General features: G+C 70.0%; 14 protein-coding genes. 11 read left to right on the top strand and 3 right to left on the bottom strand.

The annotated features are described in order from the left end of the window. Positions 1–70 precede the first annotated feature (70 nt). Complete coding sequence (gene lonB / locus NBT67_RS07480; protein ID WP_251344218.1) at positions 71–2,221, top strand: ATP-dependent protease LonB; 2,151 nt, start codon at positions 71–73, stop codon at positions 2,219–2,221. 2 nt (positions 2,222–2,223) lie between these two features. After that, positions 2,224–2,985, top strand: a complete 762-nt coding sequence (locus tag NBT67_RS07475) for a CPBP family intramembrane glutamic endopeptidase (protein ID WP_343218026.1) — start codon at positions 2,224–2,226, stop codon at positions 2,983–2,985. Between the two features lie 51 nt (positions 2,986–3,036). Here the strand turns inward: NBT67_RS07475 and NBT67_RS07470 are convergent, their stop codons facing one another. After that, positions 3,037–3,492, bottom strand: a complete 456-nt coding sequence (locus NBT67_RS07470) for an MGMT family protein (protein ID WP_251344217.1) — start codon at positions 3,490–3,492, stop codon at positions 3,037–3,039. A 106-nt stretch (positions 3,493–3,598) separates the two neighbouring features. Between NBT67_RS07470 and trpC the strand changes: the two genes are divergently transcribed. The 9 genes from trpC to NBT67_RS07425 are packed head-to-tail and all read left to right on the top strand — an operon-like array spanning position 3,599 to position 11,399. Then, a complete protein-coding gene (trpC, locus tag NBT67_RS07465; RefSeq protein ID WP_251344362.1) occupies positions 3,599–4,354 on the top strand; it encodes an indole-3-glycerol phosphate synthase in 756 nt (251 codons plus the stop codon). Further along, positions 4,351–5,601, top strand: a complete 1,251-nt coding sequence (trpB, locus tag NBT67_RS07460) for a tryptophan synthase subunit beta (protein WP_251344216.1) — start codon at positions 4,351–4,353, stop codon at positions 5,599–5,601. Before trpC ends, trpB begins: the two co-directional genes overlap by 4 nt. Further along, the gene (trpA, locus tag NBT67_RS07455; protein ID WP_251344215.1) at positions 5,598–6,437 is read left to right on the top strand and encodes a tryptophan synthase subunit alpha; all 840 of its coding nucleotides are present in this window, start codon (positions 5,598–5,600) and stop codon (positions 6,435–6,437) included. Before trpB ends, trpA begins: the two co-directional genes overlap by 4 nt. Before the next feature lie 27 nt (positions 6,438–6,464). Beyond that, complete coding sequence (locus NBT67_RS07450) at positions 6,465–7,256, top strand: 2-amino-3,7-dideoxy-D-threo-hept-6-ulosonate synthase (protein ID WP_251344214.1); 792 nt, start codon at positions 6,465–6,467, stop codon at positions 7,254–7,256. A 41-nt stretch (positions 7,257–7,297) separates the two neighbouring features. Further along, positions 7,298–8,473: a 3-dehydroquinate synthase II gene (locus NBT67_RS07445; protein WP_251344213.1), complete on the top strand. Its 1,176-nt coding sequence runs from the start codon at positions 7,298–7,300 to the stop codon at positions 8,471–8,473. After that, a complete protein-coding gene (locus tag NBT67_RS07440; protein WP_251344212.1) occupies positions 8,470–9,243 on the top strand; it encodes an MBL fold metallo-hydrolase in 774 nt (257 codons plus the stop codon). Before NBT67_RS07445 ends, NBT67_RS07440 begins: the two co-directional genes overlap by 4 nt. A 37-nt stretch (positions 9,244–9,280) precedes the next feature. Beyond that, positions 9,281–9,931 (top strand): YkgJ family cysteine cluster protein, encoded by a 651-nt coding sequence (locus tag NBT67_RS07435; protein WP_251344211.1) that lies wholly within the window; start codon positions 9,281–9,283, stop codon positions 9,929–9,931. Positions 9,932–9,983: 52 nt separating this feature from the next. After that, positions 9,984–10,388 (top strand): TRAM domain-containing protein, encoded by a 405-nt coding sequence (locus NBT67_RS07430; RefSeq protein WP_251344210.1) that lies wholly within the window; start codon positions 9,984–9,986, stop codon positions 10,386–10,388. Between the two features lie 42 nt (positions 10,389–10,430). Next, the gene (locus NBT67_RS07425) at positions 10,431–11,399 is read left to right on the top strand and encodes a hypothetical protein (protein ID WP_251344209.1); all 969 of its coding nucleotides are present in this window, start codon (positions 10,431–10,433) and stop codon (positions 11,397–11,399) included. Here the strand turns inward: NBT67_RS07425 and NBT67_RS07420 are convergent. After that, complete coding sequence (locus tag NBT67_RS07420; RefSeq protein ID WP_251344208.1) at positions 11,396–13,117, bottom strand: radical SAM protein; 1,722 nt, start codon at positions 13,115–13,117, stop codon at positions 11,396–11,398. The two genes, NBT67_RS07425 and NBT67_RS07420, sit on opposite strands and share 4 nt — an antisense overlap. Positions 13,118–13,301: 184 nt before the next feature. Next, positions 13,302–13,502 carry a hypothetical protein gene (locus tag NBT67_RS07415; protein WP_251344207.1) on the bottom strand — a complete coding sequence of 67 codons (201 nt, stop codon included), beginning with the start codon at positions 13,500–13,502 and terminating at the stop codon, positions 13,302–13,304. Between the last annotated feature and the right edge of the window lie 50 nt (positions 13,503–13,552).

Below are 13,552 nucleotides of genomic sequence, written 5' to 3'. Positions count from 1 at the left end.
TCGTTGCTGAACTCGGGGGGAGAAAGTATATCAGTTGCTAACCCCTCAGTTCGACCAACGAAACCGTTCTATGAACGACGACACGAACACGGACGAGCGCCCTGCCGACGGCGAGGAACGAGGTTCCTCGGACAGTCGGACGCAGTCCGGCGACGACGCGGAACGGGTCGACGGCGACCCGCCCCGCGACGACGGTGGGGCCGACGAATGGGAGGACGACGCCCCTGCTCCGTCCGGCGACGGGCAGGCCGTCGACGACTCGGACGACCGGTCCATCGAGGACCTCGGGAGCGACGTCCGGATCGACGCGGAAATCGACGAGGACGCGGAGGACGGCCTCCTCGGCGGCCTCCAGATCGATTCGACCGCCGAGATCAAGGTCCCGGACCGACTCGTCGATCAGGTGATCGGACAGGAACACGCCCGCGACGTCGTCATGAAGGCGGCCAAACAGCGCCGCCACGTCATGATGATCGGCTCGCCCGGGACCGGCAAGTCGATGCTCGCGAAGGCGATGAGCGAACTCCTCCCCAAGGAGGAACTGCAGGACGTTCTCGTCTATCACAACCCCGACGACGGCAACGAGCCGAAGGTGCGGACGGTCCCCTCGGGGAAGGGCGATCAGATCGTCGAGGCCCACAAGGAGGAGGCGCGCAAGCGCAACCAGATGCGCTCCTTTTTGATGTGGATCATCATCGCCATCGTGCTGGGCTACTCGCTCATCATCGCCGGCAACATCCTGCTCGGCATCCTCGCGGCCGGGATCATCTACCTCGCGTTCCGCTACGGCTCCCGTGGCTCCGACGCGATGATCCCGAACCTGATCGTCAACACGGCCGACCAGCAGACCGCGCCGTTCGAGGACGCCACCGGCGCCCACGCCGGTGCCCTGCTGGGCGACGTGCGCCACGACCCGTTCCAGTCCGGCGGCATGGAGACGCCGTCCCACGACCGCGTCGAACCCGGCGCCATCCACAAGGCCAACAAGGGCGTGCTGTTCATCGACGAGATCAACACGCTCGACGTCCGGTCACAGCAACACCTGATGACCGCGATTCAGGAGGGCGAGTTCGGCATCACGGGCCAGTCCGAGCGCTCCTCGGGTGCGATGGTCCAGACCGAACCCGTTCCCTGTGACTTCGTGATGATCGCCGCGGGGAACCTCGACGCGATGGAGAACATGCACCCCGCGCTCCGCTCCCGGATCAAGGGGTACGGCTACGAGGTGTACATGGACGACACCATCGAGGACACCCCGGAGATGCGCCGGAAGTACGCCCGCTTCATCGCCCAGGAAGTGGAGAAGGACGGCCGTCTCCCCCACTTCACCGACGACGCCATCGAGGAAGTGATCCTCGAGGCGCGGCGTCGCGCGGGCCGGAAGGGCCACCTGACGCTCGAACTCCGCAACCTCGGCGGCTTGGTCCGCGTCGCGGGCGACATCGCCCGCGCCGAGGACGCCGAGTACACCACCCGAGAGCACGTCCTGCAGGCGAAGGGTCGCTCCCGCAGCATCGAACAGCAGCTCGCGGACGACTTCATCCAGCGCCGCAAGGACTACGAACTCCAGGTCAGCGAGGGCTACGTGGTCGGCCGCGTCAACGGCCTCGCCGTCATGGGCGAGGACTCCGGCATCGTCCTCCCGGTGATGGCCGAAGTGACCCCCTCGCAGGGTCCGGGCGAGGTCATCGCCACCGGGCAACTGAAGGAGATGGCCCAGGAGGCGGTCTCCAACGTCTCGGCCATCATCAAGAAGTTCTCCGACGAGGACATCACCCAGAAGGACATCCACATCCAGTTCGTCCAGGCGGGCGAGGGCGGCGTCGACGGCGACTCCGCCTCCATCACCGTCGCCACGGCGGTCATCAGCGCGCTGGAGAACGTGGGCGTCGACCAGAGCCTCGCCATGACCGGCTCGCTGTCGGTCAGGGGCGACGTCCTCCCGGTCGGCGGCGTCACCCACAAGATCGAGGCCGCCGCCAAGACCGGCTGTGACCGGGTCATCATCCCCGAGGCCAACACGCAGGACGTGATGATCGAGGACGAGTACGAGGAGATGATCGAGATCATCCCCGTCAGCCACATCAGCGAGGTCCTCGACGTGGCGCTCGAAGGCGAGCCCGAGAAGGACTCGCTGGTCGACCGCCTCAAGCAGATCACGGGCTCCGCGCTCGACCAGCAGAGCGTCAGTCAGGGTCCGAGCAGCCCGAGTCCGCAGTAGACGTGCCACGGTGGGCGGCGTTCGCCGGCTTCGTCGGCGTCGTCCTCGGCGGCTTGCTCCTTCTCGCCCGTGCGTCCGCGGACGCCCTCGATTCGTCGACCGCCGAGTTCCCCGCCACGCTCTCGGATCGCGTGGTCGATGCGCCGGTCGCGGCCGAGCGGCCGCCCCGCCGCGGCGACACGCCCTCGACGTCGGCGCTCCTCGTGAACGTCGTCGTCTCGCAGGGCGCGTTCGCGTCGCTCCTGGTGGTGGGCGCGTGGCTCGCCGCCATCCCCGCCGCCGCGTTCGGCCTCTCGGCGGCGGCGTTCGCGCCCCGATCCCTGGCCGCCGGCGTCGCCCTCGGCGTCGGCCTCCACGTCGTCAACGCGGTCGGTCAGCGGCTGAGCGACCGGCTCGGACTCGGCGACTCGACGACCCTCAGGCGGGCGATGACGCCCGAGTCGGCGGCGGGGTGGGCGGTCCTCCTCTTGGTCGTCCTGCCGCTCGTCGCGGGGTTCGAGGAACTCCTCTTCCGGGGCGTCCTCGTCGGCGTCCTCGCGGCGGGCTTCGACGTCTCGCCGTGGCTCCTCGCCGCCCTCTCCTCGATTGCCTTCGCGCTCGGTCACGGCGCCCAGGGGCGGGCGGGCGTCGTCGTCACCGGCCTCCTCGGGTTCGTCCTCGCCGTCGCCTTCCTGCTCACGGGGAGTCTGGCGACGGTGGTGATCGCTCACTACCTCGTGAACGCCCTGGAGTTCGTCGTCAACGAGCGCTATCGTAGCGATTGAACGTTCACACGGCAGATCGCATACGGCGTGAGAGCTGCTGTGTAGTGACTTTCAATCGCTACTACTGGACTCGAGCGAGCGGAGCCGTTCGGCCACGGCCGCGGGCGTCGCCCCCGGGCCGGCGATCCGGTGATCGGGGATGAAAAGCGGCACCGGGTTCTCCCCGAGGGCGGTCCGGACGGTCTCCAGGTCGTCCGCGTCCTCGTCGTCGAGGCCGGCGAGTCGCGCCAGTCGCGCCACGTCCACCGTCTCGCCGTAGGGGACGTTGCGGACGGCCTCGAGCACGGTCCGCCGCTCGGTCGGGACGGTGAGCGCCACCTCCACGTCGTCGAAGTGGTCCTCGGCACCGTCGAGGTAGGCGAACACCCGGTCGAGCAGCGGGTGGTCGGGGTCGGCGTCCGCCGGCGCCGACTCCGGGAACGAGACGCTGATGACCCGGTCGCCGGCGATACCTACCTGGATCGCTCGCCCCAGGACCGGGGCGTCGCGCGCGTAGAGTCCCTCCATGGTCACCCGGAGGAGTGGCCGACTCATATGGGTTGCCGTCGGCCGCCGGTGCGCGTGCGGGCGGGACGCAAGGCTTATGTGCAGATACGTCCGTTAGTGTACAATGATGGACGCTAATGGTGAAGAACTGGCGCCCCCGGTGCGGTCGATACTGTCGACCGCCCGCGAGCGGTCGGGCGGCGAGGAGCGCGTGTCGGTCGACGCCCGTTCCTTCCCCGACGCCGTCGCGGCCGCGGAGGCCGACGGTCGGGTGCCGGTGATCGCGGAGGTAAAGCCCACCAGTCCGACCACCGAGGGCCGGCGGGACGACGACCCAGTCGACCTCGCGGCGGCGATGGTCGAGGGCGGGGCGACGGCGCTGTCGGTGTTGACCGAACCCGAGCATTTCGGCGGGTCGCCGGAGGCGCTGGAACGGGTCCGGGCGGCGGTCGACGTGCCAGTGCTTCGCAAGGACTTTATCCTGGCGGAGTCGCAACTCGACCTCGTGGCGTCGGACCTGGTCCTGCTGATCGCGCGGTTCGTCGACGACCTGCCCGGTCTCGTCGCGGCGGCCGAGGAGCGCGGCTTCCAGCCGCTGGTCGAGGTCCACACCCGGGCGGAACTCGACCGGGCGGTCACGGCGGGCGCGGACCTGATCGGCGTCAACAACCGCGACCTGGCGCACCTGGAGGTCGACCTCGACACCTTCGAGTCGATCGCGCCGGGCGTCCCCGACGACGTGACGCTGATCGCGGAGAGCGGGATCGCGACGCCCGAGGACGTCCGCCGGATGCGCTCGGCGGGCGCCGACGCCCTGCTGATCGGGAGTGCGATCATGGACGGCGACGTGACAGCGAACGTGCGGCGATTTACCACAGCATGAGTTCCGATACAGGAAAATTCGGCGAGTACGGTGGACAGTACGTTCCCGAGGCGTTGATGCCGGCCATCGAGGAACTGGAGGACGCGTACGAGCGGTACGTCCTCGACAACGAGGACGGGTTCATGGACGACTTCCGGGAGCGACTGGCCGATTTCGGCGGTCGACCGACCCCCCTCCAGCGCGCGGACCGGCTCTCGGAGCGCTACGACGCGGAAGTGTATCTCAAACGTGAGGATCTGCTCCACGGCGGCGCGCACAAGTTGAACAACGCGCTCGGGCAGGTCCTGCTGGCGAAGTACATGGGCAAAGAGCGGATCATCGCGGAGACGGGCGCCGGCCAGCACGGCACCGCGACGGCGATGGCGTGTGCCCACCTCGGGATGCCCTGCGAGGTGTACATGGGCCGGCGCGACATCAACCGCCAGCGCCCCAACGTCTTCCGGATGCGCCTCAACGGCGCGGACGTGAACCCGGTGACCGTCGGCCGCGGCACGCTGAAGGAGGCCATCAGCGAGACGATGCGCGACTGGGCGGCGAACGTCGAGGACACTCACTACGTCATCGGATCGGTCGTCGGTCCCCACCCCTTCCCCGCGATGGTGCGTGACTTCCAGCGGGTGATCTCGGAGGAGGCCCGCGAGCAGGCACGCGAGCAGGCGGGTCGCCTCCCCGACTCGGTGGTCACCTGCGCGGGCGGCGGGTCGAACACGATGGGCGTCTTCGCGGAGTTCGTCGACGACGCGGACGTGGCCCTCTACGCCGTCGAAGCCGGCGGGAGCAGCCTCGAAGTGGACGAGGAGGCCGGCGTCGCGCCCAACTCGGCGACGCTCTCGACGGGCACCGAGGGAGTCCTCCACGGCTCTCGAACCCGCGTCCTGCAGGACCGCGACGGGCAGATCATGGAGTCACACAGCGTCTCGGCCGGCCTCGACTACGCGGGCGTCGGCCCCGAACTCGCCGCCCTGGTCGACCGGGACCGCGTCACCGCGGTCACCGTCGACGACGACGGCGCCCTGGAGGGGTTCCACCGGCTCTCGCAACTGGAGGGGATCATCCCCGCGCTCGAATCCGCCCACGCCCTCGGCTACGTCGAGGACCACCACGACGACCTGGGCGACGTGATCCTCGTCAACGTCTCCGGCCGCGGCGACAAGGACCTCGAAACCGTGCTGGAGGAGACCCACGGCCGCGACATCGAGGGGGCGCCGGACATCGACACCTTCGAGACGACGGGGGGGTTCCAGTGAGCCGTATCGCCGAGGCGTTCGCGGACGGCCCCGCGTTCGTCCCCTACCTCGCGGCGGGCGACCCCGACTACGAGTCCTCGCTCGCCTACGTCGAGGCGCTGGAGCGGGGCGGCGCGGACGTCATCGAACTCGGCCTGCCGTTCTCGGAGCCCATCGCGGAGGGACCGACCATCCAGAGCGCCATCGTCCGCGCGCTGGAGGCGGGGATGACCCCGACGCGCTACTTCGAGTTCGTCGAGGACCTCGACGTCGACGTGCCGCTGGTCTGTATGACCTACTACAACCTGATCTACCAGTTCGGCGAGGGCGGCGGCCCCGCGGACTTCGTCCGCCGGGCCGCGGAGGCGGGCGTCGACGGCTTCGTCGTCCCCGACCTCCCCGCGGAGGAGGCCGGGCCGCTCCGCGAGGCGTGTGACGAACACGGCTGCGAACTGATCTTCATCGTCGCGCCGACGACGAAAGGCGAGCGCCTGGAGCGCATCATGTCGCAGGTGTCGGGCTACGTCTACGTCCAGGCACGTCTCGGCACGACCGGCGCGCGCGCCGACCTCTCGGATCGGACCGCGGAGAGCCTCGAACGCGTCGCCGACTGGGACGTTCCGAAGGCCGTCGGCTTCGGCATCTCGACCGGCGACCACGCCCAACGGGTGATCGAGGCGGGCGCCGACGGCGTCATCGTCGGCTCCGCCCTCGTCGACATCGTCGCCACGGGCGCCGAGCGCGGCGACCCCGCGGTGACGGTGGCGAGCAAACTCGAGGGCAAGGCCCGCGAACTCAAGGAGGGTGCGCTCCGCGGCGCGTCGGGGAACGAACGTCCGCATCCGGAACGTACATAAGCGCCACTGGTACAGGGTAACATACTGATGAACACGGGAACACGCGCGCGCCTCCGACGCATCTCCACGGACGACCGATACCTGATCGTCCCGATGGACCACGGCGTCACGATGGGGCCGGTAAAGGGACTCGTCGACATCGAATCCACCATCGACGCCGTCACCGACGGCGGCGCCGACGCCGTCCTCACGCAGAAGGGGGTCGCCCCCCGCGTCCACGACCACAAGAACGGCTCGGGGTACATCGTCCACCTCAACGGGTCGACCAACATCGGCCCGGACGAGGACGACAAGCGCCGCACCGGCACGGTCGAGGCGGCGCTCCGCGCCGGCGCCGACGCCGTCTCCTTCCACATCAACGTCGGCTCCGAGTACGAACCCGAGCAGATGACCGACCTCGCACAGGTGACCGAGCGCGCCGACGAACTGGGCGTGCCGACGCTCGCCATGGCCTACGCCCGCGGCCCGGACATCGAGGAGGACGACCCCGAGGCCCTCGCCCACGCCGTCCGCCTCGCCGAGGAACTCGGCGCCGACGTCGTGAAGACGGGGTACAGCGGCGACGGCGACAGCTTCGCCCCCGTCTGTGCGGGGACGCGCCTGCCCGTCGTCATCGCGGGCGGGAGCCGCGGCACCGACCGCCAGACCGTCGAGATGGTCCGCGGCGCGATGGACGGCGGCGCCGCCGGCGTCTCCATGGGTCGCTCCATCTTCCAGCACGACGACCCCGGGGCCATCACCCGGGCCATCTCGGCGATCATCCACGACGACGCCGGCGTCGACGAGGCGCTCCGGCGCGGCGGGCTGCTCGAAGCGTAGCATCCGCCACGTTGAAGCCCGGCCCCACCGAGGTGGGGACAATGACACGGAGCGTGTGGCTGAAAGCCGACGGGACGGTTGGCGACTGGGAGTCGCGAAAGGAGCGCATCACCGCCGGCCTCGAGGCCGGCGTGGACTGGGTGCTGGTCGACGAGACGGACGTCGCTCGGGTGCGCGAACTCGGCGACGTGAACGTGGCGGCCTTTCGCTCGGACGCCGACCTGGTGGAGGACGCCGAGAGCGAGGGGGCCGTCGCCGACGCCTACGTCGTCGGCAAGAACGGCGAGGGCGACGGCACGGTCGACCTCCCGCCCGACTTCTCCGGATCGGCCGACCTCTCGACGCTCCGGCGCGACGACGACCGGGCACAGGGCGCCTACGTCCGCATCCTGAGCGAGGAGTACGAGCGCTTCGCCGAGGCCGCCGCCGCGGACGCCGAGTACACCATCGTCGTCGGCGAGGACTGGACGATCATCCCTCTGGAGAACCTCATCGCCCGCATCGGCGAGGAGACGGACCTGATCGCCGGCGTCACCTCCGCCGAGGAGGCCCGGACGGCCTTCGAGACGCTGGAACTCGGCGCCGACGGCGTCCTGCTGGACGCCGGCGACCCCGACGAGATTCGCTCGACCTGCGAGGCGCGCGACGCGGCCGAGCGCGAACACCTCGACCTGCAGTACGCCGAGGTGACGGCGGTGGAGCGCACCGGCATGGCCGACCGGGTCTGCGTGGACACGGGGTCGCTCATGGAGCACGACGAGGGGATGCTCGTGGGGTCGATGTCCCGCGGGCTCTTTTTCGTCCACGCGGAGACGGCCGAGTCGCCGTACGTCGCCTCGCGACCCTTCCGCGTGAACGCGGGCGCCGTCCACGCCTACGTCCGCTCCCCCGGCGGCGGCACGCAGTACCTCGCCGAACTCGCCAGCGGCGACGAAGTGCAGGTGGTGAACACCGAGGGCGACACCCGCGAGGCGGTCGTCGGGCGCGTCAAGATCGAGAAGCGGCCGATGTTCCGCGTCCAGGCCGAAGTCGAGACGGAGGAGGGCACCGACCGCATCGAGACGCTCCTCCAGAACGCCGAGACGATCAAGGTCCACACCCGCGAGGGCCGGACCGCCGTGACCGACCTCGACGCCGGCGACGAGATGCTGGTCTACTACGAGGACGTGGCCCGGCACTTCGGCGAGGCGGTCGAGGAGAGCATCATCGAGAAGTGACGTGTCGATCCGTCGCCGTCCCGACCGAGACGACGGCCGCCGGCGGCGAGACGAACGCCTACCTCGTCGACGATCCGGCCGGGTCGGTCCTCGTCGACCCCGCGGGCCGCACCGACCGACTCGACGCCCTCGTCGCCGAGGGCGGGGTGGACCACGTCGCCGTCACCCACGCCCACCCGGATCACGTCGGCGGCGTCGCGGCGTACGCCGCGGCGACGGGGGCGACCGTCTGGGCGCGTCGCGGCCGCGAGGCGCGGTTCGCGGCCGCGACCGGCCGTCCCCCCGACCGCACGTTCGTCGAGGGCGACGACGTGGGCGGCCTGACCGTCCTCGATACCCCCGGCCACGCCCCGGATCACGTCGCCTTCGAGGCCGACGAGGGGATCCTCTCGGGTGACCTCGCCGTCGCCTCGGGCAGCGTCGCCGTCGCCGCCCCCGAGGGCGACGTGCGGGCGTACCTCGTCGCCCTCCGGCGACTCCGAGCGCGCGACCCCGACCGCCTGTTCCCGGGCCACGGCCCCGTCGTCGACGATCCGCGGGCGGTCCTCGACCGCCTCTACTTCCACCGACTGGACCGCGAGCGCCGGGTCGAACGCGCCGTGCGCGGCGGCGCGGCGTCGGTGGATGCCGTCGTCGACGCGGCCTACGACCGAGAACTCGGTGACCTGCGGGACCTCGCGGCCGCGACGGTCCGCGCCCACCTCGACAAACTCGACGTCGAGGGGCGGGTCCGCTTCGACCGCGAGAGCGGACGGGTCACTCCGGCGTAGCCGACGACGTTTTTCCCCTCGGCCCCCCAGCGGGGGTATGGACTCGCTCGAAACCGAACTCGACCGGGCGCGGGACCTCGACGTGGGCGACCTGGCCGACGCCATCGAGTCCATCGGCTTCGAGTGTACGCGCTGTGGGGCGTGCTGCAAATCGGGCTCCGAGGATCCACACACCGCCACCGTCTTCCCCGACGAGGTGCGCGACCTGCAGGCGGCGACCGACTACGACTGGCGGGACGTCGCACGACCGACGCCGTACGGCCTGACCGAGGGTCCGGACGGCCCCGAGGGCGAAACCTTCGAATGGGCGCTGGAGACCGACGCGTGTGGCGACTGCACGTTCTACGAGGAGACCGAGGGTGAGGGGCGGTGTACCGTCCACGACGACCGGCCGCTGATCTGTGCGACCTACCCGTTCAGCGTCGCCCTCGGCGGGACGAGCCAACCCATGGGCGAGGCCGTCGACGAGGCGGGGATGGTCCGCGCCCACGAGTGCGAGGGACTGGGTCGGGACATCCCCCGGGAGGACGCGGAGGAACTGGCCGCCGCGCTCAAAGAGCGGGCGATCAGGGAACTGGAGGAGGCCATCGGCGTCCGCGACGCCTACACGCCGGTCGAGACGGAACCGGGAGAGGTGATCGTCCACGACTCCGAGGGTCCGAAAACGCCGGACGGACGCCCCCGATAGGGGCGATACACCTTTAACGGTCCCGACACAGGTTGGCATGGAGGTTTAGACTGTGGAGATCTCAGATAAACTGCTGTGTCTGTTCAGCGAGCGTGTTCGGGCGGAAGATGGAACGTACGTGATCGAGGTACCGCAACGCGAGATCGAGACGGGGTCGATCGACCCCGACGAGACCTACCGCGTCGCACTCATCTCCCGTGAGCGGTCGGAATCGACCGAGTCGGCCGAGTCGGAGCCCGACACCCCGTCGTCGGAACCCCAGCCTCCCGTCGAGGCCGGCGAGATCCGGTACGTCGAGATCGAAGACATCGGCAAACAGGGCGACGGCATCGCCCGGGTCGAGCGCGGCTACGTCATCATCGTCCCCGGGGCGGAGATCGGCGAGCGCGTCAAAATCGAGATCACCGAGGTCAAGTCCAACTTCGCGGTCGGCGAGATCATCGACGAGGACTTCTAGTCCGGCACAAGAGCCTTGGCGTCGTGTGCCGGACGCCCCGGCATGTACCGCCGTGCCCTCCTCTCGACCGGGGTGGCGGTCGCGACGACCGGCTGTCTCGGCCCCACCCTCGGCCTGGGAAGCGACTGTCCCCGTGGGACGGAGCTTCGACTACGGCCAACGACGGCCGACGACACTGCCGCCGGTGCCAGCGACCCCGTCGACACCCTCTCCCCGCCGGAACGCGACGCCATCGCCGCCGCAATCGGCGGCGACCGACCGACGATGTGGGTGCCGGAGTCGTCCTCGGCACCGTTCTCCGGTTCGGCGTCCGTCGCCGACGACGGGACGTACTACGCCGTCGAGGCGCCGGTCGTCTCGACGACCCGCCGCACCGGCTACGGGGCCGAACTCGACGCCGGCCCGGACGTGGACACGGGCGGTCGAGCCGTCGCCTTCGAGGACCTTCGCGACGTCGACCGGTTGGCCCTGTTCGCCCTCCTCGGCTATCCGAACGACCGCGTGATGCGGCGGTTCGCGGCTGGCCGCGCCATCAGCGTGGGTGGGACGCTCGCCTACCCCGACGACGGGACGCAGGCCCGCTCCGAACTCGTCCCCGAACCGGCATACGACGTGATTCGGATCCGCGGTCACGACTTCCGGTTCCGACTCGTCGAGACGCGGGACGCCGCGATCGAAACCCGTCGGATCGCGGTCGACCCCGTCGCGACGTCGGCGGACGAGTTCGCGGCCCGCATCTACGACCGGCGCGGGATCGTCCTCGACGGCGACCTCCCGCCCGAGCAACGCGACATCGTCGAGGCGGCCGTCGAGGACGGCTACGACGAGTGTGCGCCGTACTCGGAGCCGTACGCGGACCTCCAGCGGACGCTCGGGCGGCCGGTGACCCGCGTGACCGACGACGGTGACGGCGTCGCGACGACGCCGACCGGGGAGATGCCCGAGCGCGTCGACTACGCCAACTACGAGAACGAGTGGTACTTCGTCCAGCTCTCGGAGTACGTCGTCTAGTCCGCCGACCCAATCGAGCCGACCGCCGCGAACCGCGAGAGGTCGACGTCGAGGTCGACCTCGTTCAGCGAGCCGTACGGCCGGTCGACGACGATGTCGCCCGCGGTCGACTCGCCGACGCCGGGGATGGCTGTCAGTTCCGCCATCGACGCCGCGTTCAGGTCCAGCGGGTGCGGGACGCCCGTCACCGACCGGTAGCCGTGGTCGACGACCGCCACGTCCAGCGTCGCCCCGAGTTCGCGCTCGCCGGGAACGGCCACGAGCAGCGGATACGTCCCCACCTGCCGCCCGAAGGTCTTGCCGTCCTGGTGGTACTCCAGGTGGACGTCGGGCAGGACCGTCCCTGGGGGGACGACCCGGCGGAGCATGGGGCGGTCGATCTCCTCGCGCACCTCGCGCTTGTACTCCTTGAACAGCTTCTTGTGGTCGCGCGCGACCTCGGCGCCGGTGTCGCTCATCTCCGTCCCCGCGAAGGCCATCACCTGCCGGATGTTGATGCGCCGGAGCATCAGCCCCTCGTCGTAGACGTCCTGCAGGAAGCGCTTGTTGTGCTCGAAGGTCTCCTCGCGCTCGCCGGCGAGGCCGTGGACGAGGTTGATCCCGGGGAGGAGCTTCGGCAGGCGGTCGGCCGCCGACTCGCCCACGGTGGGTGCCGCGTCCGGGTCGTCGCCCGGCCGCCATCCCCCCTCCTCGTTGACGACGCGGACGGCCTCCAGACACTCCTCGGCCGACACGAGCAGGTTGTTCTCCTCGCGGACGACGGGGTCGGCGGATTCGAGGCCGAACGCGGCGGTGTCGCCCGCGGTGTTGTGTTCGGCGATGATCCGGATGGCCTCCCGCGACTGCTCCGGGTAGTCGACGATGGTGACCGGGTTCATGTTGTCGAGGTGGAGCGTCTCCAGGTCCGGCGCCACCTCCCGGATCCCCGAATAGAGCCGACGGAGTGCGTCGGGATTCGGCGCCTCGCCGTCGCCCCCGAACGCCAGGATGTCGGCCTGTCGACCCAGCCGGAAGTGCCGAACGCCGCGCTCGTACAGCGCCTCGACCTCGCGGACGACCGACTCGGCGCTCCGAAACCCGGGGTCGCCGTACAGCGGTTCGGTGCAGAACGAACACCGGTAGGCACACCCTCGGGACGTCTCCAGTTCCGCGATCAGGTAGTCGGGGTGGTTGGGGTGGTCCTCGACGACGAAGGCGCCCTTCGCGGCCCAGCGGTCGAGTTCGGCGTTGTCGCGCATCCGGTCCCCGAACCCCTCCAGCCCGCTCGCGACCAGGTCGTGGGCCGCCGCCTCCACGTCGCCCTTGGCGACGAAGTCGTAGTCGAGGTCCTTGCGCTCCATCTCCTGCCCGCCGGCGTTCTCCTCGCCGACGCCGAAGCGGACGGGGCCGCCCATCAGCGTCGTCCCGTCGGCGGTCCAGGCGAGTTCCCGAACCTCGTCTGGTTCGGCGGGCGTCCCGCCCACGTACTTCCCGGGGACGGTCATGCCGCCCAGGTAGATCATCAGATCGGCGTCGGCCACGTCGCCCCACTTCATCCGGTCGTCGCGGAGTTCGTCGATGGTGTGGTACGCGATGGCGTCGGCGGGGACGCCGGCGTCGACGAGCGCGCCCGCGGTGAAGCGGGGGTACGTCGAGACGTACGGCGGGACCCCGAAGTGTGCCGGTTCGTCGACGTAGCCGTCGACGAGGGTCACCGAGAGGTCTGCGGGGTCGGTCATGGGGGCGAGTTCGCGGCCGACGCGTAAAACCGTGTTCGTGTGGGGCGTCGGATTTAAGGCGTCACTCGCGGGAGCTATGGCAAATGCGACTCGTGTCGGATCGGGTGCAGTTCGGGGTGGCGACTGTCGTGGCGGTGGTGGGATGGCTCGTGGTGACTTTCACGGTGCGCGGACCTGCACCCCTCTACGGTTCTGCTTTCGTGGCGTACGTCTTCCTGAGACCGGCTCTGCCGATGCTCGCCGCCGGGATGCCGTTCCTCCTCGCTTGGGTCGTCTTCAACTGGAGTCGCTCCCCGCGTCGGTACGTCACGCTCTCCTCCGGCGTACTCGGGTTTCTCGTACTACTGTACCCCTTCTTCGCGGCCGCCTCCAATATCAGTTTCATCACTCACGGTGTAGTGGTCTTCACCTTCACGGCGACGACCGCTGTGTCCG

The organism is Haloplanus sp. GDY1 (assembly GCF_023703775.1).
GTDB classification, from domain to species: domain Archaea; phylum Halobacteriota; class Halobacteria; order Halobacteriales; family Haloferacaceae; genus Haloplanus; species Haloplanus halophilus.
This window is presented reverse-complemented; position numbering and strand designations above follow the sequence as displayed.

Bases quoted from the DNA above. Each gene is read 5' to 3' on its own strand.
- lonB (WP_251344218.1), top strand. From the start codon at position 71: ATGAACGACGACACGAACACGGACGAGCGCCCTGCCGACGGCGAGGAA.
- NBT67_RS07470 (WP_251344217.1), bottom strand. From the start codon at position 3,492: ATGGAGGGACTCTACGCGCGCGACGCCCCGGTCCTGGGGCGAGCGATC.
- trpC (WP_251344362.1), top strand. From the start codon at position 3,599: ATGGACGCTAATGGTGAAGAACTGGCGCCCCCGGTGCGGTCGATACTG.
- trpB (WP_251344216.1), top strand. From the start codon at position 4,351: ATGAGTTCCGATACAGGAAAATTCGGCGAGTACGGTGGACAGTACGTT.
- NBT67_RS07450 (WP_251344214.1), top strand. From the start codon at position 6,465: ATGAACACGGGAACACGCGCGCGCCTCCGACGCATCTCCACGGACGAC.
- NBT67_RS07445 (WP_251344213.1), top strand. From the start codon at position 7,298: ATGACACGGAGCGTGTGGCTGAAAGCCGACGGGACGGTTGGCGACTGG.
- NBT67_RS07435 (WP_251344211.1), top strand. From the start codon at position 9,281: ATGGACTCGCTCGAAACCGAACTCGACCGGGCGCGGGACCTCGACGTG.
- NBT67_RS07425 (WP_251344209.1), top strand. From the start codon at position 10,431: ATGTACCGCCGTGCCCTCCTCTCGACCGGGGTGGCGGTCGCGACGACC.
- NBT67_RS07420 (WP_251344208.1), bottom strand. From the start codon at position 13,117: ATGACCGACCCCGCAGACCTCTCGGTGACCCTCGTCGACGGCTACGTC.
- NBT67_RS07415 (WP_251344207.1), bottom strand. From the start codon at position 13,502: ATGAAACTGATATTGGAGGCGGCCGCGAAGAAGGGGTACAGTAGTACG.